The sequence below is a fragment of the Humitalea rosea genome (assembly GCF_003253705.1).
GTDB lineage: Bacteria > Pseudomonadota > Alphaproteobacteria > Acetobacterales > Acetobacteraceae > Humitalea > Humitalea rosea.
Map to the genome: position 1 here is coordinate 22,267 of NZ_QKYU01000024.1, position 24,798 is coordinate 47,064.

Below are 24,798 nucleotides of genomic sequence, written 5' to 3' on the forward strand. Positions count from 1 at the left end.
GCGCCGACTGGCGCCTCGTGCGCGTGCGCGCGGACGTCCCCTGGGGAGGAGGAGAAACTTCAATAATAATAATACTTCAATGGGTCTCTCTCCTGGCCCTAGGGCGCCCGCGCATCTGCATTCGCCTGCGCGCGTGAAAGATTGAATTATTGAAGATCTCGCGGAGACCGGCCCTGCACCTGGGGTTCCGAGCGCGAGATACCTCATGCGGGCGAGATACTTCATGGCACACTCCTTCCAACGAGCGCCGTCCCGGTGGGCGTGGTCGCGGTGTAGTAGGCGGTCGGCCTCGTCGTCCCGGGCTCGACGTCCATGACCACGAGGCCTGCCTCGATGAGCGAGGCGATGATTTCCTCGCGCTCCCGGCGCGACAGGAACTGCGAGCGCCTGGTGATGTCGCTGCGCGACTGGCGTCCGCCGTCGCGGATGATCGCGAGCAGCCGCTTGTGCTTCGCCTCCGTGTCATTGTCGGAGACCCTGCGCTCGGCCTCGCGCAGCAGCGTGGCGATGCAGTGCTCGACCAGGCCGCTGGCCCAGGTCACGTCCTGCGCCTGGGTGACGGGCCTGGAAGGATCACGGCTGATCGCCGCCAGCATGGCCAGCTTTGCGGTGTTCTCCGCGTAGCGGCCGAACAGCGCGGTGGCGTAGGTGCCGCGGTGGGAGCGTAACAGGGCGGTCGCCTCTCGCCGCACACTGGCCATGGCAACGTCGGCGTCCGCGGTCAGCGGCACTGTGTAGGCGTGGATCGGCGCAGAGGATTCCATTGCGTCGGCGATATTTCCGCCATGGCTGTGACCTGGCACGCCGCGCGCGATCCCCTGCAAGGCCGACACCAACGGAGGCGGCGGGTCCATCGGCGCCGGCGTCTCATTGCGCTCCGGGTAGTCGTCGTCGGTCAGGAACACCAGGAAGCGCGCGATGGAGCCGTCCGCCAGAGCGCCGCCTTCCAGCGCCGACCAGAACGGACCTGGCACGGTGACGCCCCAGATGCAGGCGCAGGGCTGCTCGATGGTCACGCGCGGCCGCGCCTTCTGGTCGGCGTATTCGGCGCCGATGTAGGGCTCAGCCGCCGAGGTGTAGAGCTTCGTCAGCTCTGACCAGATAGCCGCCTTATGGGCCGGCGCGCGCTGGTTCAGGACCAGCTTCAGGAACTGGCCAAATTCGTCCACCTGGAACAGTCGGGCGGGATGGCGCTGCAGCGACGTGAGCAGTCCCGCCGAGGAGGCGAGATCCTCGCCGCCGAGGTAGCGATCGAGGCCCGCGGCATAGATCGCGCGCTTCGCGCATCGCCGGGCATGGTCTTTCCCGCCGCCGCTGTCGGCGATGCCGATGGCGTAGACGTTGCTGCGCAGGTCAGTCGGCGTGCGGTACCGGCGGCCGGCGATGGCGCCGACCAGGCAGATGGCGGCACCCAGCGAGAGGAACGGCTGCGGGCTGACGGCGCTGGCCGTGGCGTAGTTGAGGAACAGCTTCAGCGTGCCGTCCACCTTCAGCAGCTCGGGCGGGACGCGATAGGGCTTCGGCGGCGGCGCGATCGGCAGCGGCGCGACCGCGACCTTCGCCAGAAGGCCCGCCGCGGGATGCGGCTGTGCCGCCTGCTCGGCCATCGTGCCGTTCAGCGTCAGAGCGGGATCCGGCACCCAGCCGCGCTGCTCGGCCAGCCAGTAGATCTTCCCCGCGCCGACGCTGTGCGGTCGCAGCGAGGCCCAGCGCCGCTCGGGGGTGTCGGATCGACCCGACTGGCCCGACTTCCCGGATCGCCGAGACCAGTCGAGCCAGAGGTCGCGCCCCTCCTCGCCGATCGCGGCCTTGATGGCGGCGCCGACGGTGATCCACTCGTTGCCCGGCAGGTCATTGTTCGGCAGCCAGTCCAGCGCCGCAACGATGGCGTCCCGCGTGCCCTTCGGGTCGCTGGGGCCGCGCCAAGTGCTGGTGGGCGCGTCTGCGAGGATCGAGTTGACCCGGACCTCGTCGGGGACGAGCTGCCAGGCGGCCTCCAGGAAAGCCGCGCAACTGGCCTCATCCACCACCGGCAGCCGCGACAGCGGCAGCTCCACCAGGCTGTCCTCCGGCCACTCGTAGGGGCGACCAGTGTCGGGGTGGATGGCATAGGCGACGAATTGCTGGCCGCGCGCCAGGAGTTCGAGGGGATGGCGCTTGCGGCCTGCGAAGGGTGTGGCGGCCCGATAGACGAGCAGCCGCTTGGGGGCGCGGCCGATGCGCAGGCAGGGGGTGTCTCCGAGCATGGAGGCGGCGAGTCCGGCGATCTGGATGGCCAGCGCGCCGTCCAGGATGTCGATGTCGATGCCCACCACCGCGCCGGTGGCGATGCCGACGCCGCAGCCCGGCCAGCGGCGCCAGATGTCCACCTCGAAGGGCTTCGTCGGCCGGTCGCAGTGACGCGCCCAGTCGGGATAGGGCGACCATTCCCCGCCAGTGAACCGCCCCGGCACCTTCGTGCCCGGCATGATGGGGATGACCGAATAACCGTTGTCGGCCAGGCGCTCGCCGCAATCGGCCATGAAGGAGGGGGCATCGGTCATTCGCTGCCACGCTCCTGTGCGGCGATCGCTGCGTCGCAGGCCCGCTCCAGGCGCAGGATCTCGGGATCGAGCGCCGCAATCTGCTCGGCGGCGCGCTGGAGCGCGCGGCGTGCAGCTTCAAGCTCCGTATGGATGTTGCGGACCGGGCCGATGATGTCCGTGTCAAGCTTGGAGAAGTACTGCGCAGGCTTGGCCCACGGCCCCCGCGAGCCGTGTGGCGCACGCTGTGCGGGCGTGGCCCGCGTCTTGAGGCCGGCGCTTACCTTTTCCACATCCCAGCGGCCATTCGGTTCCCGCGCGATGCGGCCGGATCGCTCTGCTTTCTGCAGGGAGGTATGGGAACAGCCGAGGCGTCGAGCAAGCTCGCGCGTCGAGGCGATGCCGCTTCCACCGACAGGGCGGGGAGCATCATCTGCGGCGCCGGTCTGATCTGGCGCGACATCAGTTTTGACGCGACGCTCGCGCGCAGGCTTTCCCGACAGACCTCGCTGGACGTTCTCCACGTCCCAGGTGCCGTCATCTTCCCGCGCGATGCGCCCAGCGCGTTCGGCGTTCTGGATGGCGGTGTGCGAGAGACCGAGCCGGCGCGCGACCTCTCGGGCCGAGGTGACGCCACTCATGGGCGACCACCTGCAGCAAGCGGCGGCGCCGGATGCCGTCCCTGATCCAGCAGGCGAGCAAGCTCATCCTGGTAGGCGGTGATGATCACCTCCAGCAGCGTCAGCCATTCCGCCTCCGTCAGCACGGCGAGATCGGTTTTCCCGATGCTCTCCAGGTACTCGCCCGCCATGGGGCTGGCCGCCGCGATGGCTGCGATCTCGTGCTCGTCGGGATCAACCACGCCCCACCTCCTGCAGAGCGCGCTCATGCAGCGCATGGAACAGGCCGGCAGGGGCTCGGAGGTCCGCACGCGCGGATCGAACCAACCGAAGCCGCGGGCGGTACGGAGGCGACATGCGGCGCATCTCACACGAACCTCGCGGCGGCGATCTCGGTGTACTGGCCCGCGGGCCGCACCTGGATCGCGATGGGACGGCGCAGCTGATCCAGCTGTTCGAGCGCCTCATCCACCGTCGTCGGGGGCGGCAGATTGCCGGCGCGGCGCCGCCACCAGCCGACCGCCTTGTCCCGCGGGAAGCCGGTATGCTCGAAGCAAACCCACTCGCTGTGCCGCGCCAGGCCGCATTCGTAGGTGACGCGCAGCGAGGCTGGCTTCCCTGGCTTGTCGTGCCGGGCATAGGTGATGCCGGTCACATCGCACCACGCCGCCTGGATCTGCGTCGAGAGCAGCGCGTTCGACGCCGCCTGCGGCGCCACCTTCACGACCGGCGGCGGGAACTCATGGTCACACTCGATGCAGTGCCGCGCGCTGGCGTGGTTGATGGTCTGGCATTCCGGGCAGACCTTGATCGGTGCCTCGCCGTCGCCGGCGGGTTCCTTCTTTCGTCCATCCACCGTGTCGATCGGACCGTGCCGCGCCGTGTTGCCGGCGAAGTCGAGCACCAGGCAGTCATCCTTGCCCTCGGCCAGGCGCGTGCCGCGACCCACCATCTGGACGTAGAGGCCCACACTCTTCGTGGGGCGCAGCAGCGCGATGAGATCGGTGCCGGGCGCGTCGAAGCCGGTGGTGAGGACATTGGCGTTGGTGACGCACCGCAGCCGCCCCGCCTTGAAGGCCGCCAGGATGCCGTCGCGCTCCGGCCCGGGCGTATCACCGGTCACGGTCTCGGCGGAGATGCCATGCTCGCGGATGGCATCGCGGACATGGCGCGCATGGGCCACGCCGGAGCAGAAGACCAGCCAGGAGCCGCGCCCCTCACCGTGCTGGACGATCTCGGCCACGGCGGCGCGGGTCACATCGTCGCGGTCGACCGCCGCCTCGAGGTCCTTGGCGATGAACTCGCCGCCACGCGTGCCGACGCCACCGACGTCGAGCTGCGTCGACGTCTGCTTGGGCACGACGGGGCAGAGATAGCCCTGCTGGATCATCTCCAGCACCGGCACCTGGAAAGCGATGTCGGTGAAGAGCCGATCCTTGCCTTCGTGGAGCATTCCGCTGTCCAGGCGATACGGTGTCGCCGTGAAGCCCACGACCTTCAACAGCCCTGCGTTGATCTCGTTCAACTGCGCCAGGAAGGAGCGGTACATGCCGCTGTCGCCGCGGCCGAGCAGGTGTGCTTCGTCGATCAGCACGAGGTCGCAGCGCTGCACCTGCCGCGCGTGGCGGTGGATGGACTGGATACCAGCGAACAGGATCTGCGCATGAATGTCGCGGCGGGACAGCCCGGCCGAGTAGATGCCGGCCGGCGCTTCCGGCCAGGCGCGCAGCAGCGCCATGAAGTTCTGCTGGATCAGCTCCTTCACGTGGGTGAGGATCAACACGCGGGTGTCGCCGTAGGCAGCGATGGCCTCACGCGTGAAGCCGGCGATGCACAGGCTCTTGCCCGTGCCGGTCGGCATCACGACCAGCGGATTGCCGCTGCTGGCCGAGAAGTAGTCGTACAGCGCCTCGACGGCGGCGCGCTGATAGGGGCGGAGCGCTAGGGTCACGCGGCCACTCCCATCGCCGCAGCATCCACCTTGCTGAGCCAGCGCCCGCCCGTCTTGCAACCGGTGCAGATCAGCTCGGCGATGTGCGGCCCCTTGCCGGGCCCGACCCGATAGATCGTGGCGCGACAGATCCGGCACGGCAGGTGCGCGACGATGTCGGGCGGCGCCGCGGCGGGCACGCCGTCACGCCATTCGGTGCCGTCCGGCAGTCGATAGCTGACCCAGTCCTCGCCGGCGTCGACCTGCTCGGCGGCCACGAAATCCGGCAGGTACAGATGCGCCGCGCATCCTGCCTCCTGCTCGCGCCGGCCGATAGGGGCGTGGTGGCGCGCGCAATGCCAGTCACCACCCGGGGCGGGCGAGGCATGGAGGCAGGACCGGCAGTGCCGCTCCGGTGCCGCACCGGCATGGCAGACGGCGTGGTGGTCGCAAAAGCGGCACTGCCACCAGGCCGGGTCCTGGCTAATGCGGGCCGGCGGCCGGGCGGCACCGATGATGCGCTCGGCCTTGGCCAGGATGCGCAGCCCGGACTCGGCGTCGTGCCGGATACGCTCCTGGTAGAGCTCGTCCGTGTCCTTGCAGACCGCCAGATAGAAGGCTCGATCGAGGCCGGCGAGCTGCATGTAGGCCTGCATCTGCGCCCAGTGCAGCGGCTTGGAGGCGGCGACGCCATCGGCCTTCAGCTTGGCAAAGGACTTGGCGCTGTGGGTCTTGAATTCGCAGACGTGCCAGGTGCTCGGCGCCTCGGGCAGACCGATCGCCACTGCGTCCATGCTGCCGCCGAAGTGGCCGGAGGCATCGCGCAGGTTCCACTGACGCCCCGTCGCGGGATCCAGGTCCAGGACGGTGACGCCGACGCGGCGCAGGTCGGCGACGAAGCGGGCCTCGGCCAGATTGCCGGTGTCGAACAGCCGCAGCAGCCGTCCGGTGTGCCGGGCGCGGGTGGCCCACCGGAAGGAGTACCAGATGGCCCGCTCGCATTCGGTGCCGATCAGCGAGGCGCCGAGATGCGCGCGATAGCCGCTATCCGCTGCCGCCTCATAGGCCGCGTAGATGGCGGTGATGGTGGGACATGCGGGCGAAGGAAGGACAGCCATGACCTGATCCTGGTTCGAGGGAGAGAGGCCAGCAGGCGCGCGGCCTGCCGGCTGGTGATCAGGCATTGCGGCGCCAGGGCGGGGTGGCCACGGCGCTGGTGCGGGTGGCCGGCGGAGGTGCCGCGGCGGCTGGACGGGGCCCCGGGGTAGCCGGGCGCGGGGTGGTGCCGGCGGCGGTGCTAGTGTTGGCCGCCGAGTAGCCGGCGACCTTGTTCCGCGCCTCACGGTAGACGCCGTATTTGTCGTTGCCCGCGGGTTCGACCCTCAGCGTGATGATCAGCGGCTTGAAGTGCAGCTGCTCGCTGTCGCTGACATGCACCTGGCCGACCGCGTGGCAGATGGCCGACAGCGTGCGCTGCGCGATCTCGACCGTCTGCTCGTTGCGGTTCACCAGATTCAGCTGGTCGAAGATCTTCCGGCGCGCGGAGGGGCCTTCCAGCACCTCGAACACCAGCTTGAGCAGCTGCCCATCGCCCGCCTTGGTCGGCAGCATCTCGCTCTCGATCAGATGCGCGAGGTACTTGCCGGGCGGCAGCACCTCGAGCGGGACAGCGGGGGCGACTTCCGTCGCGTCAAAGGTTCCATTCAGGGATGCCATGGGTCAGCTCCGGGCTTCGGTGGTGGAGGCGGGGGCGGCGCTGGGCGGCGTCGCGTAGAAGGGGATGCCGGCGGCGAGCTCGGGCCAGGACAGCGGCAGCGTCTCGGCCAGCCCGAAGCGGTTTTTCGCGAGGAAGGCCGGCCGCTCGGCGGTGTGCAGCAGGCGATCACCGCCGCTGACGCCGCGGACCACCTTCTTGTTGAAGCCGACGTCCGACTTCAGCGTGCTGACGCGGTAGTTCGCGAAGAGCACGGCATCGACATGCTCCTGCACCAGGGCCGATGCGCTGCGATGGAGCTTCGGCTGGTACCGGTCGTAGGGTTCCGTCTCGGGGCTGTCGAAACGCTTGATCTCGGCGTGGGCGATGAGGATCACGCCCATGCCGCGCTCCTCACGCAGCGCGTTCACGCCGTCGAGGAAGCCGCGCCAGGTATCCAGTGCCGCCAAGTAGCCCTTGCCGTAGCCGAAGGACTCGATGTCCGGCTGGCTGTGCGTCTGCGCCGTGTGCTGCCACACCAGCGGCTCCAGCCAGTCGAGGCTGTCCACCACCAGCGTCTCGAAGTCATGCGGCTCGAAGTAGAGCGCGGCCAAAGCCTCCATGATCTCATCGAAGCTGCGCAGCAGCCCGAAGGTCGTCGCCTCGATCCGCCCGAGCCCATCCTCGGTCTGCAGAATGACGGGCCGAGGCGAGGCTGCGGCAAACTCTGTCTTGCCGACACCGGCGACGCCGTAGAGCAGCAGCCTCGGTGGGGAGAGGCTGGTGCTGCTGCGCAGGGATGCGAGGGAGATCGCCATCAGTTCGCCTCCTGCTTCGCGGCGCGCGGCTTGGCCTTGATGACATCAACCTTGATGTCGCCACCTGCGCGCGCGACGACTTCGGTGAAGCTGTCGAGCGTCGGCTCGAAGGCGGCGACGTCCTTCGCGCGGGCGACGGCATCACCCTGCAGCGGGATGACGACCTGGATGCGGAGTTCGTGCGCCATCACGCGGCGTCCTTCTGTTCGAGGGTGTAGGAGGGGCGGCCGGTGGCGACGGTGCGCGCCGGCTCGAAGACCGCGCGGATGCGCGGCGGCCAGGCCGTGAAGCGGCTTTCCGGCACGCGGATCTCGGTGGTGACGTAGTCCGCGGGATCCTCGCCCCACGCCACGATGGTGGCGACCGCCACGGCCAGCTTCGGCTGGTCCCACGCCGCCTTTTTCGGGAGGTCGGCGACGACTTCGAAGGCGTCATCGGCGATGCGGACGCGGCCGGTGTCCTTGCCCTCGGCGCGACGGGCCGCGGCGGCGGGACCGCCGTAGCGGGCATGCAGCGAGTCGTGCAGCAGGTCGGCGAGGTACTTGGCGTCGGCCTTCAGCGCCCCGACCTCTTCCAGCAGCAGCGCCAGATGATCGACGGGCAGGCGGGCGGCCTGCGCGGCGTCCATCTCGCGCAGCTGCGCCAGAGTGGTTCGGTTGGTCATGGTGGTCCTTCTGGTCGAGGGGATGGTGCTCATCGGACGGTCGCCAGTTCGGCGAGCCAGAGGAGCGCGATGAAGCCGCCGGCGAGCAGCGCGCCGCCGGCCAGGTTGCGGACCGCTTCGCCGATGGCGTGCACGCTGCGGGCGGTGCGCGGGCTCACAGCGTCGCCTCGGCGATGGCGTCGGCCGGCGGCAACGCGCCTTCCTCGGCCTGGCGCGCGCGACGAGTACGACTGCGATCGGAATCCGGGTCCGCGCACCGTGCGCTGCGGCCGACGATCTCCAGCCAGACGTGCAGGGGCAGCACCACGAAGGGCGCTGCGCGGTCGCGCCAGAGGAACAGGGCGTCGTTTCCACCGAGCCAGCGCTCCAGCGTCTTGAAGCCGTCGCCCTCGGCGCGAGCCTTGACCTCTGCCTTCACCGGCTCCGAGCCGCGGACGTACAGGTCAACGTCGGCGCCGTTGCCGCGGTACCGGACGGCGCCGGACAGCGGCACACGCTCGGCGTGGATGCCGCACTTCAGGTGGGTTTCGACGATGGCGCGCTCACGGCGCAGGCCTTTGTCGCGGGATGGCTTCCCCATGGCTGGCCTCACGCCGCCTGCTTGAGAGCAGCGGGGACCGGCATGGCCGCGCCGCGGAGGGCGCGCGGCCGAGGTCGCACGATCAGCAGGTAGGCGAAGCGCTCCTCGCCGAGCCGGCGCTGCACCAGATGCACCCAGCCGGCCTCGGCCAGTTGCAGAACACGGTCGGCGACAGCGCCGAGATCGCGGCAGCGATCCGGGCTAAGCACCTGCGTCTGGGGTGCCCGATCCCGAGCCAGCATGCCGATGTGATAGGTGATGGTATCGCCGGGCACCGCATCGGCCAGGCGGTCGCAGAGATCGTTCTCGCTCACGACGATGGTCGTCGGTACGTTGGCCTTCGACACCTGGGCGGGTGGCAGCAAATGGGTGGTGAGGTGCACGAGGTGCATCGGTCGGCTCTCCCTGGAACGCATGGTTCGGCTCTTGTTCTCTACGGATCGGTGGGTGGGTTTTTCTCAGCCGGCGCAGTGAGCTGGGCGCGCGCGCTGCCGCGCCTCGGGCGAAGGCCCGTCGCGTGCAGCCAGCAGCGGAGATCGGCGACCGAGCGGTAGAAGGTCGGGCGGGACTGGGTGCTGGCCCGCTGCGCGCTCGGCACATCCCCCTCGGCGGCCAGCAGCCGCAGGATGGATTGCGGCGCGGTCGGCAGTTCCTCGGCCACGCGCTGGAGGTCGAGTTCCAGGCACGGATCGCTGTGATCCTGCTGGGTCGCTGAGCAGCCGTTAGGGAACGCATCCACTTCGAGCGGGAGAAAGACCGGCTGCGGCAGGTCGCGCTGGATGCGCGCGTGGTCGGCGACGACATGCCGGGCGACGAACCCGACAAAGGTCGACCACGCGCCGCGCTCCGGGTCGAAGTGCCGGCTGCGTTGCAGCATGGCGACCAGGATGTCCTGGCACAGGTCCTCCCGGTCGGGGGCGGAGAGTTGCAGCCGGCGCGCCCCCCGGGCGGCCCGGTGCCGGGCGGTGGAGAGGGCCTGGCGCAATTGTGGCTGGTCCCAGGCGGGTCGGTCGGCGGGGTCCGAAGTGCGTTGTGTGATCATGTCTAGCTCCGGCATCGCGCTGGTTGCGTCGATGAGCGGACCGGACCACGAGGCGCTGCGGCCGATTGACCAACAAAGGCGATAAATGCCGGCCAGGATTGTGCCGGCATATTCTTGGCCGGCAGGAAAACCAGAGGTTTCCGAGGACTACGCCGGGTCCGGGCGCCGCGTGGGATTTCGGTGCGAAGATTTAATGACTGGCACTTGTTCGCGATGCTGGACTCAGCACGGGTGAGGAACATAAAAGGAACACACGCCTTAACCCCTCACGTCATCAACCGAGGCTTGCCGCAATGCCGGTATCCCTGACCTATGCCCACCACCCGCAGACCGGCGTCCCGCATCGGCTCACGGCCGAGGCTGTCTGGGCTGTCGCCGCCCAATTGCGCCGCGTCGTCGCGCGGAGGGACAGCGCCTGGGCGTTGGATGCGGGAGCGCTGGCTGCTACGGCGAGCGTGCTCGAGGTCAACAGCCGGCAGATCACCGCCGAGTGGGACTTCGCCCATGCAGTGCATGATGAGGACGGCCGCGCTGTGCTGGGCATCTGCGAGACCGACCCCGCGGCACCGGGGCTGGCGCTGGTGTCGGTCAATGCGGGCATGATGGCCAACCGGCCAGAATTGGCGCTCAGCACGGCAGCGCATGAGGTTGGCCACATCGTGTTCGACGTGCCATCCGCCGTAGAGCAGCCCGCACGGCGCTATCGGTCGGTGACGGCCGACCCTGGCTGCCTCGATCGGGCCACGTTGCTGTCCGAGCGACGTGCCAATGAATTCATGGGGGCGCTGCTGGTGCCGCCTTCGCCACTGCATCTTCGCATGGTCGCGCATGCGCGGGCCGAGAAGCTGCTGATGGTGCATGCGCCACATCGGGGACGCCCCGGATTCCGTGTCCTCGCCCGCGACACGCCCGAGGAAGCCCTGGCGGGTGTCGTGGCGGCGCTGGCCGGTGATTTCGGCGTCTCGGACAGATTCATCGCCGTGCGACTGCAACGCTACGGCTTGATTGAAGGAGCAGGGCTGTGAGCTTTGGCAGGATCATCCGGGAGCGCCGGACCGCGCTTGGGATCGGCATGACCGACATGGCCGATCGGCTGGGGATCTCAGCGGCCTATTGGTCGCGGATCGAACGCGACATGGAGAGCCCGCCGCGGGATCAGCTCATCGAGCGCGCTGCCGCGATCCTCGGCCTGTGCCTGGATGATGTGTTTGTCGAGGCGCAGCGCCTGCCACCTGACATGCGCACGGATATGGCGAAGGTGGTACGTGCCTATCGTCGGCTGCGCGCGATCGATCGGACGGAGAGGTGATGGCCAAACCTTTCCCCCGCAAGCCGTTCTACGGGCTGGCCGAGCTTTGCGAGCGCTGGTCGCTCTCGGAAGCCGACATTGCCGCCTATGCCTTGGAGAGCGAGTTGACCCTGTCGATCGCGGTTGGTGGGCTGCGTGTCGAAACCAGCGAAGTCGAGGAGGATGCCGACGGGCGGCCGTTCAGCATTCCGACCGGAACGCGCTGGATCGTCGGAACCATGGACATCCGCAGCGTCGATGCCTGGTCCGTGTTGCTGAATGGCTCGCAGGCCATCGGGCGGTTCTGCGGCTTGCAGGGGGAGGTGCTTGATCTCCCGGACCAGGATGATGAGCGCGGCACGATCCTGGTCGACCGCCAGTCGCTGGTGGTGCGCCGGGCCGAGATGGAGCGGTTCCAGGAGGCGCAGGGGATCGGCGGTGCCCAATCTGCGATCGCTGCCGTGGCAGGCGCGAACGGGCGGGAGAAGTCACGCGGTGCTCCGCCCAAATTCGATTGGGAAGGCTGCTGGTGCGAGATCGCGAAGACCATTTACGACCCGGGACCACCGGCGACGCAGGCTGAATGGCTGCGGATGATCCAAGACTGGTTTGCCGATCAGTTGGGACCCGACAATGTGCCCTGCGACAGCTCGATCAAGGCGCGTCTGAGCCGGATTTGGCCGACCGTGAAGCCGAATATCGGACGACCGTCGGCACTGACGGCGGTGCATGGCGCCGCGCCGAGCCGGCCGGCTGAGAAGGTGCGGGTGGCGAGGCGGTAGAGAATAGGCAGGACAATGCGTGCTGGATCCCGATGCCCCTGCCGAACCCAATCAATGGCCACCTTCCGCCGCACCTGCGTGAGGTGTGCACCATCCTTGCCGCGGGATTGGTGCGGCTGCGCAGCCGCGCTGCCGAGGAAGCTGCGCGCGAGGACGCCGACCGCGGAGAGCCTGACCTACACTTCCTGGCACCCCAGCGCCTGCATGCGAACCGGACCAACCGGAGACCCGCATGAAACGCGCCACCAAATCCAAAGCTGGCACCCCGCCGGCGCGGACCATCCCCGCCATCCCGCCGGCCGACGTGCTAGGCCGGCTCGCCGCGCTGAAGACCACCCCCACGCCTGACCTGAAGCAGCAGTGGCGGGAGCTTTTTGCGACCGAACCGCCGCCCTACAACCGGCGCTTCCTGGAGAGCCGGCTGGCTTATCGCATTCAAGAGCTCGCCTATGGCGGCCTGAAGCCCGAGACGATCCAGCGCCTCGAGGCCCTCGGTGAACAGCTCGACGGCGGTAATCCCGTCCTCCGGCGCATCCGCGGCGACGACAAGCCGATCACCGGCACGCGGCTGATCCGCGAGTACCAGGGAGTCGAGTACAGCGTCACTGTGCTGCACGACGGCTACGAGTATCAGGGGCGCCCCTACCAGTCGCTCTCCTCCATCGCGCGCGCCATCACCGGCACGCGCTGGAATGGCTGGCTGTTCTTTGGCCTGAAGAACCGGAGGGGCACGGCATGAAGCGCAAGCCAGCCGCCGACGCCGCCATGCCGGCCACGGTGAGGAAGATCCGCGCCGCGGTGTACACGCGCAAGTCGAGCGAGGAAGGGCTCGACATGGAGTTCAACTCGCTGGATGCGCAGCGCGAGGCTTGTGAGGCCTACATCACCAGCCAGCGGTCGGAGGGATGGGTGCTCATCCGCGATCGCTACGACGATGGCGGCGTGTCCGGCGGCACGCTGGAACGACCTTCACTGCGGCGCCTCCTGGCCGACATTGAGCGCGGGCTGATCGATGTGGTGGTGGTCTACAAGATCGACCGGCTGTCACGCGCGCTGATGGACTTCGCCAAGCTGGTGGAGGTGTTCGACGCGAACAGCGTGACCTTCGTCTCCGTCACGCAGTCGTTCAACACGACCACCAGCATGGGTCGGCTGACGCTGAACATCCTCCTCAGCTTCGCGCAGTTCGAACGGGAGGTCATCGGCGAGCGCATCCGCGACAAGGTGGCGGCGTCACGGGCGCGCGGAATCTGGATGGGGGGCTTCGTGCCACTCGGCTACGACGCCAAGGACCGCAAGCTGCTGGTGAACGAGGCGGAGGCGGCACTGGTGCGCCGGATCTTCGAAGGCTTCGTCGAGACGGAATCCGGTACGAAGCTGGTCACCATGCTCCGGGCCGAAGGCGCCACCACGAAGCGCGGCCGCGCCTTCACCAAGAGCGACGTGTATCGGGTGCTCAGCAACCGGACCTATCTCGGCGAGGCGATGCACAAAGGGAAGTCGCACCCGGGCGAGCACGCTGCCATCGTGCCCCAGGCGATGTGGGACGCGGCGCACGCCCTGCTGTCGATCAGCCCGAAGACACGCGCCAACCGCACGCGGTGCCAGACGCCTTCGCTGCTGCGCGGGCTGATCTTCGGCAGCGACGGGCGTGCGATGTCGCCCACCCATGCGCGGGGGCGCCGCGGGCAGCAGTACCGCTACTATGTCAGCCAGTCGGTGCTGAAGGGTAGCGCCGCGGACGGCCCGGCCATCGCGCGCATTTCCGCCGCCGAGATCGAGGGCGCGGTCATCGCGCAGGTCCGTGGGCTGCTGCGCCAGCCGGAGGTGGTGCTCGGGGCCTGGCGCGCGGCACGGGCCTCGGCGCCGGATATGACGGAGGGCGAAGCCCGGCTGGCGCTGGAGCGGCTGGACCCGCTTTGGGAGGAGCTCTTCCCCGCGGAGCAGGCGCGGATTATCCGCCTCCTGGTCGACCGGGTGGACATCGGGGTAGGCGGCGCTGACGTGCGGCTGAAGCTGGAGGGACTGGCCAGCCTGGCGCGCGACCTGGCCACGCCACCCGAATCCGCGAGGGCCGCAGCATGACCGGCGCCGCGCAGATGCTGACCGTTCGGGTGCCTCTGGCGGTCCGGAAGCCGCGGGGCGGGCGGAAGCTGATGATCGCGCCGGGCGGCACCACGAACCGGGGCCCCTCGGCTGCGGACACCACGCTGGTGAAGGCGCTGGCCCGGGCGTTCCGGTGGCGGCGAATGCTTGAAGCGGGGCGCTATGGCACGATCGACGAACTGGCGGCGGCGGAGAAGATCAATTCGTCCTACGTCTCCCGTCTGCTGCGCCTGACGCTGCTGGCGCCGAAGATCGTCGAGGCGATCTTGGATGGGCGGCAGCATCCAGGGATGACGCTGCCGGGGCTTATGGAGCGGCTAATGGCAGAGTGGACGGAGCAGCTTCAGGCATTCTCCGAAAAGCGAGTAGGCTGAAACCGCGTGAACAGCGAGTTGGCTTATCTCACCACTCGTGCGGCACCGCCTGGCTTGCGGGAGGGGCCAAAGTCGCCGGGACACAGATCAATTCAAGCTTGCCGCTGACACTATAGCGGCGTCCGAGACTGGAGCCGGGCGCGCTGAAGGCAGGATAGTCGTCCTAACGCGCGATGATCCAGGGCTGTTGAAGGTTGTGCGACTGCAACTGCTGCCTCCGGAGATAGCCGGAACGCTTTGGACGATCGGCAGCGGGGGGCTCCTTCTTCCCCAGCTGTCACCGCCTATTCACAGAAGCCCAGCCGGGACGCTTCTCCGGCCTAACAGATCGCACTATAGATTGCCGCTAGCATCCGCGGCGTCGGCTATGTTGGGGTGTGCGCCCGTGGGAGGCCAATATCTTGCCGAATCAAGGACCTATATATTTCGACCATCAGGCGCATGCACCCATCGACCCTCGTGTCGCCGACCGTCTGGCCAGTGCCTTCCGGGAATACGACGCGAATCCCCACTCGGCCCACCAGCCGGGCGATATTGCACGGCGCGCTGTCGAGGAGGCGCGCCTCCAGGTGGGTGAGCTGATTGGCGCTGAGTCTGCAGAGATCCTCTTTACTTCAGGTGCTACCGAATCGAACAACCTTGCCATCGGCGGCCTGCGAGACTGGCTTGCCGCGTCTCACTTCCCCCGTGTGCTGGTCTCCGCCGGTGAGCACCCCTCGGTCATGGCCGCCGCCGCGGCTTTCTCCGCCAGTGTAGAGACGGTGCCCCTGCTTTCGTCCGGCGTCGTCGACCTGGGCCAGCTGGAGCGGATGCTGGGCGGAGCCGCAGGCCTTGTTTCGATAGCGGCGGCCAACCACGAGATCGGCACGATCCAGCCGATCGCCGAGATATCCCGAATCACCCGTTCTGCAGGGGCGCTTTTCCACTCCGACCTCGCCCAGGCCGCGGGAAAACTTCCTATCGACGCTGCACTACTCGATCTTGCCAGCATCTCATCGCACAAGATGTGCGGCCCAGTGGGCATCGGCGCGCTCTTCATCCGCCGCTCGCTCCGCCGGCACCTGCGGCCGATCCTTCATGGCGGGGGCCAAGAGGCGAACCTACGGCCCGGCACCCTTCCGGCGCCGCTCTGCGTCGCGTTCGGCGAGGCCTGCCGCTTCGCTCGCGACGAGATGGGAGGGGAGACAGATCGGGTCACGAGGCTCCGCGACGGGCTGCTTTTGCGGCTGACCGACCTCGGCGGCGTCTCAGTCAACGGCGGTCCCGCTCGTCTTCCCGGCAACATAAACATCTCGTTCGATGGCGTAGATGGCGAGGCACTCGTGCTCAGATTGCGCCCAAGCGTCGCCCTCTCCACCGGATCGGCCTGCACGTCCGCGTCGCTCGAGCCATCACACGTCCTCGCCGCCATCGGCGTGACTGGCGAGCGCGCGGAAGGGGCCGTGCGGATCAGCCTCGGGCGGTCAACCACGCCAGAGGAGGTACTGGCGGCCGGCGACGCCATAGCCGAGGCAGTCACGACGCTGCGCTCCACGCGCCGGAGGGTCGCGTGACCACAAGCGCACTGCCCGCCACCGCCGAGGCGCCGCTCGACGAGCGGATCGCCGCAATCCTCGACGAGCTTCGGGACGAATACCGCCAGCCCCACGACTCGCCCTGGATCATCGGGTTCTCCGGCGGGAAGGACAGCACGCTCCTCGCACAATTGGTCTTTGAGATGCTACTCGCCCTGCCTCCGCGGCAGCGGGTAAGGCCTGTGCACGTTGTCGCGAATGACACGCTCGTCGAGTCCCCGGTGATCGCTCGGCACCTCGACGCGGTGCTAGATCGCATCGCGCGTTCCATCGAGCCGCTGCGGCTACCTGTCACCGTCGCGCGCACGGTGCCCGACGTCGACCAGACCTTCTGGGTTAATCTGATCGGACGCGGCTATCCGTCCCCCAGCCGAATGTTCCGTTGGTGCACTGACCGAATGAAGATCGCGCCCACGTCTCGCTATATCCGCGAGCAGGTCGACGCCGCCGGACGTGTGATCATGCTGCTCGGTGTCCGGGCCGCGGAATCGGCACAGCGGGCCGTCAGCGTATTTCGTTACCAGAACGCGGGCGAGCGGCTGAACCCGCACAACACCCTCCATGGCTGCATGATATACAAACCAATCGTCGACCTAACCACCGAGGAGGTTTGGCAGGTTCTACTGCAGTCGGCGCCGCCATGGGGCGGAAGTCATCGCGAGCTCGTCACCATCTACCGCAACGCCGCCGGGGGCGAGTGTCCGCTGGTGACCGATCGCGAGGAGGCCCCCTCCTGCGGGACTAAGTCATCGCGCTTCGGATGCTGGACGTGCACTGTAGTGGAGAAGGACCGCAGCGCGGAGGCCTTCGTCGATGCCGGTCATGAGAACCTGGAGCCACTGCTCGCGCTACGCGACTGGTTGAAGGAAATCAGAGAGGACAACCGCCGGCGGTCACCGCGCCGACGCAATGGCCAGCTGAACTTCGTGGGGGAGGGGCGCCTCATCCCCGGCCCCTTCACCCTCGACGCGCGCCGCGAGATCCTCGTCCGATTGCTTGAGACGCAGGAGGAAGTCGGTTTCCAGCTCATCAGCCTCGAGGAAATCGAGGCGATCCATCGGCTTTGGGTCGCGGACTCAATAGGAACCGGCGCGTGAACTACGTCCCCGAGCTAAGCCATTTCGCGGTCGAGACCCCGGGAAATCGAAAGATCGTTGCCACGCTGATGGCGATCCGCGCGGCGACGGGGGGCGCCGGAAATAGGCGTCCGCTGTTCTCGGCAATGGATAGCCTCCTGTCCGGTGCGGAGCAGCCCGAGAGAGAAAGTTCCGTCGTCGACCTTCCCTCCGCCGCAGGCGGTGAGGCCGTCCGGCTAACACGCCTACGGCTGCGGAACTGGAAGTCGTTCGAGCGGGCGGACCTGCTCCTTCCGGACGGTGGGAGGAGGCGTCCAATCGTGGTTGTCGGAGGTGCAAACGGGTTCGGGAAGAGCAGTATCCTTGAGGCCTTCGCTCTCGGGCTGTTCGGCCGGCGCGCGATCAGCGACGTCGGCTTCCTGATGCATGCGACCGGCGGCCGGTTCGGCCAGCGCCGCGGCTACCGGAAGCTTCTCGAGCGCACTCTTCACCGCTCGTCCAAGGCGTGCCTCGAGGGAATGTGCAGCGTCTTCATGGACTTCGACACCGCGGATGGCCCCGTCTCCCTCGAGCGAAAGTGGTACTTCGACGAGAAGGGCGAGCTCGTCGAGGACGAGGAGGAGCTCTTGGTCAGAGTCGGCGACGACCGGCACCTGCTCGTGACGCCCGGCGGCGTCCTTGCCCGCGACTGGTACCAGGAGGAAATTGAGCGCCGAATAATGCCTGCAAGCTTGGCGCCCTTCTTCGTATTCGACGGCGAGCAGGTCGAGCGATGGGCGGAGCGTCGGCTGTCCGACCAGGTGCGTTCCGCCGTTGCGCGGATGCTCGGCCTCGACGACCTGCGTGGGCTCGCGGATGATCTCCGCGCCTATGCTCGCGACCGTGAACGTGACTTTGTCGGCGACCGGACTGTCGACCTCACGGGAACGCAGGCTGAGCTGGACCAGCTTGATGCGGAAATAGCTGGGAACTCGGCACGCCTCGCCGGCATCGATGCCGTCCTAACGGATCGCCGCGCCGAGCGGGACGCTGCACTCGCCCGCATCTCATCGCTCTCGGCAGGGTCCCATGCCGATCTCCAAGCGTTCCTCGAGACCGAGCACAGGCTTACTTCCGAGCGTCAGCGCGTCGAGCGGGTCCTTGCGGACGTGATCGGCGAGCATGGTCCTCTACTCCTCGCAGGCCAGCGGCTGGCGGGACGCACGGCGGAGGCTATCGAGGCCGAGCTGGGGGCGGATCTGGCGGAACTCGAGCCGGATGTGGTGGACGCACTCTGGGCGCGATTCGTTTCAGTCGATCCGCCGCTGGCTGAGGACCAGATCGCGACGCTCAGGTGCCGCTTCGTGGAGGCACTTCGGCCGATGGAAGGCGTCCACTATAAAGATGCGCACCAGCACCTCGACAGACATGCGCGGCGCGTTGTGGCCGCGCGTCTCCGCGCCGCCTTCACGAATGGCCGGACGCAGGTTGAGGAGGCATCTGGATCGCTTAGGGGGGCCGTTCAGGGGCTCGCCGAAGCCCAGCAAGCGGCACTGGAGCAAGAACGGCGCTCGTCCGAGCGGGCAGACGCCCAGCGGGATCTTGCGCAGCTTAGCGCGGCCATCGAAGCCGCCGAGGGCGAGCGCGGTTCGCTCCGCGGTATCATCGAGGCGCTCAGGTCAAAAATGGAGCCCTTGCGGGCAGAGGTGGTCCGCCAGGCGTTCCTTCTGCGCGAGGCCGAGCCCCGCATGCATGGCGCGGGCGTGGCGCGCTCCCTGGCCGCGTCGCTCGACGCGCAAATGGCCGCGATCGCCGACGTGGAGTACAGCCGGTTCGGCGAAGCGGTCACCCGGAGCTTCCGGGCCCTGGCGCACAAGAACCAAGTGTCGCGGATTAAGATCGGTCCAGACGGCACGGTCGCCATCTACGACCAAGCTGGGTCCGACGTGACCGACTACCGTCTTTCGGCCGGAGAGAGCCAGCTCTTCGCTATGGCGCTCATCGCTGCGGTGGGCAGCATAGTGGGCGACCGACTGCCGCTCGTTGTGGACACCCCGCTCAGCAGGCTGGACACGCGGCACCGCGAGAGCGTCCTGGCGATGCTAGGCGGACGGCGATCCCAGACCATCCTGCTGACGCAGCCGGAGGAGGTTGCCGCCCACCACCTGCAGCAGCTTGAGCCGGTCCTCGCGGGAGCCGTTCACCTCGTCCATTCGGTGGATCCAGGCACGGGCGTGGGTGTGAGCCGGTTCTCACCGGGTTACGATCCCGTCCTCGTACCTTAATCAAATCGATAAAAGCATGGTTGATGGCTTGATCAGACTTAATCTGGAAGCGCACTGTTCAGCGGCAAAGGGGAACATGGTATGAATACGGCGGCCGCTGTGGCAGCACCGATCGGGATCTCCGACGTGGGAAGACTCGACTTCCGCACGTCGCGATCGGGGGAAACCGCGACAGCGTCCCTGCAGCGTGCACTTGGCCTCCAGTACAGATATCAGCCTGCCCGGCTCGCAATCGGCCGCTCGCTAGGTCTAGACACGCGGCCGGCACCCATCGCTAGTGTGGATGGCAAGGCCATAAGGGGTGAGACGCTGTTCGGGCAGGGTGCCGACGGGATCGGGCTCTGGATGAGCCTTATCGTGGAGCACGCAGGCCGTGGACCGCTGCCCCGGCGCGAGCTGCAGGAACTTGTCGCCGCGCACTGGGCACGGGGCGCCGGACTCCTTTGGGATAACCTACGCAGCTCGGCTAACGCGGCGGCCGACCTGGCGGCGCAGCTGTTGCGAACGCCCCGGTGAGCCGTGAGACACCGCGCCCCTGTCAGCCGAGTCCAGTAGCTGGAGATCCGATGTGGCGGTAAACCTTGCGACCGAGTACCGCGACGTCGTGGAGGACGTAGCCCGCAAAACCGGGGTCTCAGCAGACCTGATTGTCGACCTCCTCAACCTTGAGCGCAGGCATCAGAACCTGCACGGCTGGGGCGCCCGGCCCGCCCTACGGAGGGACATCAGCGCGATTCTAGACCGGGCGCTCTCGGCCAGTCAGGCCGGGAAGGAAGCTGACCGGTGAGATTCACTAAGATCGAGCTCGAGAATATCTTCGCCTATGAGGGATTAGTGCCGTTCGATTTCCCCGAGGAGAACGGGGATCGTAACATCGTCCTCATTTGGGGGCGTAACGGGATGGGTAAGACCAGCTTCCTGCGTGCCATCAAGCTCCTATTCGTAGGAATCCGTCCGGAGAAAAGCAGAACGGTCGGCTTTCCGCCAACAGTCTTGCCTGAGCGGCAGTTCGTGGCCGGCGACGGCGCCAGATGGTCCGGCCTCATCAACCGGCAGGCCGCGCGGCGAGCGGCGCGCGACGGCACCACGCCAACGGCCAGGGTCATGGCCTCGTGGACAACGGAAAACGGCCAATCCATCACTGTAGAGCGCCGCTGGATCCTGAAGCCTGGCAGCTTCGACGAGAATGCCGTCATATACGTTGGGGGCGAGCGTCTTACCGGAGACGTAGCAAAGGATCGTATCGGCGACCTTATGCCGTCGGAGTTTGTGGATTTTTTCTTCTTCGACGGCGAGGACATAAAGGAGCTGGCCGAGAGTGAGGCTAGGCATCAGGCGGAGTTCGACCGGCTGCTTCGGATTACATTCATTACGGAGCTCGCTACCGAGCTAAAGGTGATCGGGTCGGAACGACGCCGGCGTGATATGGGCGAGAAGCTCCTGCACGACTACACGATCGTAGAGGCGGATCTCGTGAAGGCGAAGGGCGACAGCAAATCCGCCCAGCAATCCATCGCGGGGATCGAGGAGGCGCTCGCGCTCGACGCAGTGCAACTCCAGCGCCTCAACGTGCGCCGAGAGAACCTCAGCACTGGCGCATCAGAGGCGCAGCGCGCCGAACTGGAGGCGCGGCGCAAGCAGATCGGAGAGGACATCCAGGAAATCACAAGCCGGATCGCGAGCAAAGTTCCTCCGACAGCACCTGTGGTCGCCAACTTGGCGCTAGTACGGGCTGCCCTGGCGGCCACGCAGCAGCGTGTGCAAAGCTTTAGTGCGGCAGAGGAGCGGTTTCTTGCCCGGATCGCCGGTCGCATGCCAAGCTGGCTTGCTGAGGAGGCGGCTCTCGGGACGCAGGTTGCAGAGAACCTTGCCGAGCGGCTGCTCGACCGGATGAGGGGAGAACTGCCACGCGGTGCAGGTGGCCCCTTCGCCTCGCTGGATCCTCTGAGGGCTGAGCGCCTACAGGCTATGCTTGCGCGCTGGGCCGCGGCCGGGAACGATATTCATCGGGCGCAGGCCAGCGAACTCGAGGCGCTTCGCCGGCTGCAGCGTGAGTTGCAGACCGCCGAGGAAGCGCTCATGCAGATTGAAGTCGGCTCCCAAGCCAACCTAGAACAGTACAAGGGCGTGGTCCGGGCGATTGCCGAAATCGAGGACCAGCAGAGTGAGCGCGCCGTTCGCAAGGGGCAGCAGCTCGAGAAGCGGAAGGATGCGGAAGCGCGGATTGCCGCGCTGCAGGCCAAGCTATCCGTCCTTTCCGAGTCGCAAGAGGCTGCCGCCCGTGAGCGGGACGAAGCCAAATTCATCAGTAAGGTAGAGTTCGCGCTTAACGAGCTAGGCGAAGCGCTCCGCCGCTCGATCAGGGTGCGCCTCGAGGAGAGGCTCAACGCTCGTTTCCGCGAACTCGTCATGCATCCGCTGGTCGATAGGCTGACGATAGACGACGTTTACACCATGACCTACTTCGACGCACAGGGGCGTGAGGTTGGCCGGTCCAGCCTGTCGAGCGGCCTTAAGCAGCTTGCGGCCACTGCGCTCCTCTGGTCGCTCAAGGACGTTTCTGAACTCGACATGCCTGTGATCATCGACACGCCGCTGGGCCGGATCGACCGCGAGAACCAGGACAACATGCTGCATACATACTATCCGAGACTGGCCCGCCAAGTAATCATCCTGCCGACAAACTCCGAGATCGACAGGCGCCGGTTCGACCTCATCCGGGATCGGGTCGCCGAGCAGTTTAAAATTGTGAACGATAGCGGTGACAGTGCGCGCGCAGAGCGCGGTGGCACGCTGGTGCAGGCCTGACATGGTCGACCGTGTTTACCTCAGCGTCGAGGAGCGGGGCTTGCTCAACAAGATCCTCGCGGACGGTCTGGGGCAAAGGGGCCAAAGGGATCCCCAATGGTCGGCCGCTCGGATCGCACTGGCGCGATCGCTCCAGATCACCGAAGCACCGGACTTGAAACGCTTTGCTGAGCAGTCCGGCGTGACAGGCGGATCAGAAATTCACGCTAGACAGCTCACTGGGGAGGGCGCCGAGCAGGACGAAGACTACACTGACGTCTACCGTGCCTTACTCTCCGTCTATACCGGAACTGATCTTTTCGCGGACGAGGGCGAATTCCACCGACACCTCCAGGCCCATCTGCGGCGCGGCATCCGCGATATCACCGAAGAGTGGAAGGAGGACAGTTCCTTCGCGGATTACCTGTTGCGTGAATTGTTCTTCGACCGGGGAGAGGCCGCCACTGCAGGCGAGATGGCCCCCGAACTCGCGGAGCGCGTGTCGCGGATCCTAGGACAGATCGGAGTGGGAGCACGCGTGGTTGAGACGCGCGAGGGCCCGCGCATCAGTAGGTTCGAGCTGGAGCTGGCCGAGCTCGAGGATTTGGACCGGCTCCGGAAGGGGCTAGGCAAGATCGCCTTTGCCCTTGGTTGGGGCGAGAACGCTGTGACCTCGTCGCTTGCGCCGGGCGAACGTCGCGTCTACCTCTCCATCCCGAGGCCGGCGGCCACGTGGCGGACCGTGGACTGGTCACAGGTGCGCGACGCACTCGGTAGCCCCGCCGCTAAGGCAATGGCCCTTCCCGGCTGCATGGGAACCGATGTTCTCGGAGCGCCGTTCGTGTTCGACCTTGCCGAGGCGCCTCACCTCTTCGTCGGCGGCACGACGGGAAGTGGCAAGAGCATGTGTCTCCACGCGCTGCTGCTGTCGATGCTGACAGGTCCCACCCCGCCCGAGCTGCTCCTGATCGATCCCAAGGCTGTCGAGTTCAATGCTTACGCCGGCAACCGGAACGTGCGCGGTGGCAAGCCGGTGACCAGCGCCGATGACGCGATGGGTGCGCTCGATGAGCTTGTGGCCGAGATGGGCGCGCGCCAGGAAGTGATGAGCGCGCTCGACGTCCGCAATATCGCCGAGGCTAATGCGCGCGGTGCTGGACTGCGCCGGATCGTCGCCGTCATAGATGAGCTGGGCGATCTCTTCATGACCAAGCGCGAGATCGAGGTCCCGCTGATCCGCCTGGCGCAGAAGGCGCGGTCCTCCGGCATCCACCTGGTCCTCGCCACGCAGCGGCCCGAGGCCGCGACCTTCCCGGGCCTCCTGCGGTCCAACGTGCCGAGCCGGATCGCGTTGACTGTCCAGAAGGCTTCCGAGTCCAGGATTATCCTGGACGAGGGGGGAGCGGAGTCATTGCTCATGCGTGGCGACATGCTGATCCGCTTGGCAGGACGTCCAACCGAGCGTGCGCACGGATGCCGCGTCACAACCCAGGACATCCAGGAGGCGCTTGCCCGATGACGAGCCTCTCGATCACGCAATGGCAGCCGCTCCATCTCTGGCTAGACGAGATCGGTCCGTTCCAACAAGGCGTCGAGCACTTCGAGCTGTTCGGACTCGACCAATCTGGGAGCCGCGCACCTGCCAACATGTACATGCTGCTGGCGCCCAACGGAAAGGGGAAGACGACAGCACTGAACTCGATCTTCGGACTGTTTGGACTAATTAACGAGACACCCATTGGCCGCTTCACCGACCCGTTAGAGACCGGCCGGGCCCAGCTCGACATCCGCGCCACGTGGTCGATCGATGGCGTGGAGCGAACCGTACTTCTCTCGCTATGGACTGGCACGGAGACACCGATCCGAAGCTGGACTAAGGATCAAATCACTGAAGATGCAGAGGCGGAAGTCTGGGCAAGGCTTGGCCTGGGGCGCAACCCAACGGGAACCTTTCCTTTAGATGGCAGCAACGATCTTGGCGCCATACTTCTCCGCGCGATCCAGTTGGGATGGAACGAGCAGCCGACGGCACTAGGGGGTGTCTCCCAAGATCTTCCAACTGTTCTGCTCTTCCCCGCGGATCGGACGATCGTTGCCCCAACTGACGAGCGCGTGGTTCGGCGCCCACAAAATTTCGGCTACCAACCGGCCCAGAGGTTCGGTTCCGATGGAGCGGATTGGGGCAACTCGATCGACAATTTACTAATATGGCTAGAGTGGATTGATGATGGCCGAATTGAAGAGCTGATCGAATTTCTCAATTTGAACCTCTTCCGCGACGAGAAGGCAAAATCCATCCGGCGCCCGATTCGACGCGAACTCTTGACCTTCATTGAGACGTCTACCGGGAGCCACCCGCTTTCTGGGCTGAGCCAGGGCGAGCGGGCGCTACTACAATTCTACGTCCGTACCATTTCTCATATGACCCGAAACACAATCATCCTTATCGACGAGCTAGAGAACCACCTCCATCCGCGCTGGATGCAGCGGATGGTTGCCGCCCTAAAGACGATGGTCCGTCAGCCGGGTCGCCACGTGACGACGATCTTCACCACACACAACATGGAACTGATGGGGACATTCCGGCACGACTGGCCGGAGGATGGGCTCAGCAAGGGTGGATACATGATCGAGCACGAGATGAATTGATGCCTAGTTTATCAGCCATTGGCGACCCA

At 66.8% G+C, this 24,798-nt stretch carries 27 protein-coding genes; 14 read left to right on the top strand and 13 right to left on the bottom strand.

The genetic code is table 11. The annotated features are described in order from the left end of the window. Nucleotides 1-221: 221 nt before the first annotated feature. The 13 genes from C8P66_RS18365 to C8P66_RS18420 all read right to left on the bottom strand — a co-directional run bounded on the left by C8P66_RS18365 (nt 222) and on the right by C8P66_RS18420 (nt 9,869). A complete protein-coding gene (locus C8P66_RS18365) occupies nt 222-2,522 on the bottom strand; it encodes a bifunctional DNA primase/polymerase (RefSeq protein ID WP_158537299.1) in 2,301 nt (766 codons plus the stop codon). Between the two features lie 17 nt (nt 2,523-2,539). Then, nucleotides 2,540-3,163, bottom strand: a complete 624-nt coding sequence (locus C8P66_RS23635) for a hypothetical protein (protein ID WP_146422949.1) — start codon at nt 3,161-3,163, stop codon at nt 2,540-2,542. Continuing rightward, nucleotides 3,160-3,384 (bottom strand): DUF6511 domain-containing protein, encoded by a 225-nt coding sequence (locus tag C8P66_RS18375; protein ID WP_111399745.1) that lies wholly within the window; start codon nt 3,382-3,384, stop codon nt 3,160-3,162. Before C8P66_RS18375 ends, C8P66_RS23635 begins: the two co-directional genes overlap by 4 nt. A 125-nt stretch (nt 3,385-3,509) precedes the next feature. After that, a complete protein-coding gene (locus tag C8P66_RS18380; RefSeq protein ID WP_111399746.1) occupies nt 3,510-5,093 on the bottom strand; it encodes a DEAD/DEAH box helicase in 1,584 nt (527 codons plus the stop codon). After that, nucleotides 5,090-6,256 carry a PD-(D/E)XK nuclease family protein gene (locus tag C8P66_RS18385; RefSeq protein WP_245903663.1) on the bottom strand — a complete coding sequence of 389 codons (1,167 nt, stop codon included), beginning with the start codon at nt 6,254-6,256 and terminating at the stop codon, nt 5,090-5,092. The genes C8P66_RS18380 and C8P66_RS18385 overlap by 4 nt, the downstream gene beginning before the upstream one ends. After that, a complete protein-coding gene (locus C8P66_RS18390; RefSeq protein WP_111399748.1) occupies nt 6,249-6,788 on the bottom strand; it encodes a DUF669 domain-containing protein in 540 nt (179 codons plus the stop codon). Before C8P66_RS18390 ends, C8P66_RS18385 begins: the two co-directional genes overlap by 8 nt. 3 nt (nt 6,789-6,791) lie before the next feature. Next, nucleotides 6,792-7,583, bottom strand: coding sequence for an ATP-binding protein (locus C8P66_RS18395; RefSeq protein WP_111399749.1), 792 nt, complete (start codon nt 7,581-7,583; stop codon nt 6,792-6,794). Beyond that, nucleotides 7,583-7,771 carry a hypothetical protein gene (locus tag C8P66_RS18400; RefSeq protein WP_111399750.1) on the bottom strand — a complete coding sequence of 63 codons (189 nt, stop codon included), beginning with the start codon at nt 7,769-7,771 and terminating at the stop codon, nt 7,583-7,585. The genes C8P66_RS18395 and C8P66_RS18400 overlap by 1 nt, the downstream gene beginning before the upstream one ends. Then, nucleotides 7,771-8,280, bottom strand: a complete 510-nt coding sequence (locus C8P66_RS18405) for a hypothetical protein (protein WP_158537300.1) — start codon at nt 8,278-8,280, stop codon at nt 7,771-7,773. Before C8P66_RS18405 ends, C8P66_RS18400 begins: the two co-directional genes overlap by 1 nt. Continuing rightward, nucleotides 8,277-8,405 (bottom strand): hypothetical protein, encoded by a 129-nt coding sequence (locus tag C8P66_RS24765; RefSeq protein ID WP_281271359.1) that lies wholly within the window; start codon nt 8,403-8,405, stop codon nt 8,277-8,279. The genes C8P66_RS18405 and C8P66_RS24765 overlap by 4 nt, the downstream gene beginning before the upstream one ends. Continuing rightward, nucleotides 8,402-8,827: a hypothetical protein gene (locus tag C8P66_RS18410; protein ID WP_111399752.1), complete on the bottom strand. Its 426-nt coding sequence runs from the start codon at nt 8,825-8,827 to the stop codon at nt 8,402-8,404. Before C8P66_RS18410 ends, C8P66_RS24765 begins: the two co-directional genes overlap by 4 nt. Before the next feature lie 8 nt (nt 8,828-8,835). Further along, nucleotides 8,836-9,219: a hypothetical protein gene (locus C8P66_RS18415; RefSeq protein ID WP_245903664.1), complete on the bottom strand. Its 384-nt coding sequence runs from the start codon at nt 9,217-9,219 to the stop codon at nt 8,836-8,838. A 41-nt stretch (nt 9,220-9,260) separates the two neighbouring features. Continuing rightward, entirely contained in the window at nt 9,261-9,869 is a 609-nt protein-coding gene (locus C8P66_RS18420) for a sigma factor (RefSeq protein WP_158537301.1), read from the bottom strand. A gap of 293 nt (nt 9,870-10,162) precedes the next feature. Here C8P66_RS18420 and C8P66_RS18425 point away from each other — a divergent pair, with 293 nt between their 5' ends. The 14 genes from C8P66_RS18425 to C8P66_RS18490 all read left to right on the top strand — a co-directional run bounded on the left by C8P66_RS18425 (nt 10,163) and on the right by C8P66_RS18490 (nt 24,769). Next, entirely contained in the window at nt 10,163-10,894 is a 732-nt protein-coding gene (locus C8P66_RS18425; RefSeq protein WP_111399754.1) for a hypothetical protein, read from the top strand. Continuing rightward, on the top strand, nt 10,891-11,178 hold the full coding sequence (locus C8P66_RS18430; RefSeq protein WP_111399755.1) for a helix-turn-helix domain-containing protein: 288 nt from the start codon (nt 10,891-10,893) through the stop codon (nt 11,176-11,178). The genes C8P66_RS18425 and C8P66_RS18430 overlap by 4 nt, the downstream gene beginning before the upstream one ends. Further along, nucleotides 11,178-11,939, top strand: a complete 762-nt coding sequence (locus C8P66_RS18435) for a hypothetical protein (protein ID WP_111399756.1) — start codon at nt 11,178-11,180, stop codon at nt 11,937-11,939. Before C8P66_RS18430 ends, C8P66_RS18435 begins: the two co-directional genes overlap by 1 nt. A 232-nt stretch (nt 11,940-12,171) precedes the next feature. Beyond that, complete coding sequence (locus C8P66_RS18440; protein ID WP_111399757.1) at nt 12,172-12,678, top strand: DUF2924 domain-containing protein; 507 nt, start codon at nt 12,172-12,174, stop codon at nt 12,676-12,678. A 26-nt stretch (nt 12,679-12,704) separates the two neighbouring features. After that, nucleotides 12,705-14,024: a recombinase family protein gene (locus C8P66_RS18445; RefSeq protein WP_245903666.1), complete on the top strand. Its 1,320-nt coding sequence runs from the start codon at nt 12,705-12,707 to the stop codon at nt 14,022-14,024. Continuing rightward, a complete protein-coding gene (locus C8P66_RS18450; RefSeq protein ID WP_111399759.1) occupies nt 14,021-14,419 on the top strand; it encodes a hypothetical protein in 399 nt (132 codons plus the stop codon). Before C8P66_RS18445 ends, C8P66_RS18450 begins: the two co-directional genes overlap by 4 nt. 401 nt (nt 14,420-14,820) lie before the next feature. After that, complete coding sequence (locus C8P66_RS18455; RefSeq protein ID WP_158537302.1) at nt 14,821-15,972, top strand: cysteine desulfurase family protein; 1,152 nt, start codon at nt 14,821-14,823, stop codon at nt 15,970-15,972. After that, nucleotides 15,969-17,090: a DNA phosphorothioation system sulfurtransferase DndC gene (gene dndC / locus C8P66_RS18460; RefSeq protein ID WP_111399761.1), complete on the top strand. Its 1,122-nt coding sequence runs from the start codon at nt 15,969-15,971 to the stop codon at nt 17,088-17,090. Before C8P66_RS18455 ends, dndC begins: the two co-directional genes overlap by 4 nt. Beyond that, the gene (locus C8P66_RS18465; RefSeq protein WP_111399762.1) at nt 17,087-19,333 is read left to right on the top strand and encodes an AAA family ATPase; all 2,247 of its coding nucleotides are present in this window, start codon (nt 17,087-17,089) and stop codon (nt 19,331-19,333) included. Before dndC ends, C8P66_RS18465 begins: the two co-directional genes overlap by 4 nt. A gap of 81 nt (nt 19,334-19,414) precedes the next feature. Beyond that, nucleotides 19,415-19,849: a DndE family protein gene (locus tag C8P66_RS24825; protein ID WP_111399763.1), complete on the top strand. Its 435-nt coding sequence runs from the start codon at nt 19,415-19,417 to the stop codon at nt 19,847-19,849. A gap of 52 nt (nt 19,850-19,901) precedes the next feature. Further along, entirely contained in the window at nt 19,902-20,120 is a 219-nt protein-coding gene (locus C8P66_RS24830) for a DNA modification system-associated small protein (RefSeq protein WP_111399764.1), read from the top strand. After that, nucleotides 20,117-22,141 carry an AAA family ATPase gene (locus tag C8P66_RS18480; RefSeq protein WP_111399765.1) on the top strand — a complete coding sequence of 675 codons (2,025 nt, stop codon included), beginning with the start codon at nt 20,117-20,119 and terminating at the stop codon, nt 22,139-22,141. The genes C8P66_RS24830 and C8P66_RS18480 overlap by 4 nt, the downstream gene beginning before the upstream one ends. Before the next feature lies 1 nt (nt 22,142). Further along, nucleotides 22,143-23,639 carry an FtsK/SpoIIIE domain-containing protein gene (locus C8P66_RS18485; RefSeq protein ID WP_146422951.1) on the top strand — a complete coding sequence of 499 codons (1,497 nt, stop codon included), beginning with the start codon at nt 22,143-22,145 and terminating at the stop codon, nt 23,637-23,639. After that, nucleotides 23,636-24,769, top strand: a complete 1,134-nt coding sequence (locus tag C8P66_RS18490) for an AAA family ATPase (RefSeq protein WP_158537303.1) — start codon at nt 23,636-23,638, stop codon at nt 24,767-24,769. The genes C8P66_RS18485 and C8P66_RS18490 overlap by 4 nt, the downstream gene beginning before the upstream one ends. The last annotated feature ends 29 nt before the right edge of the window (nt 24,770-24,798 follow it).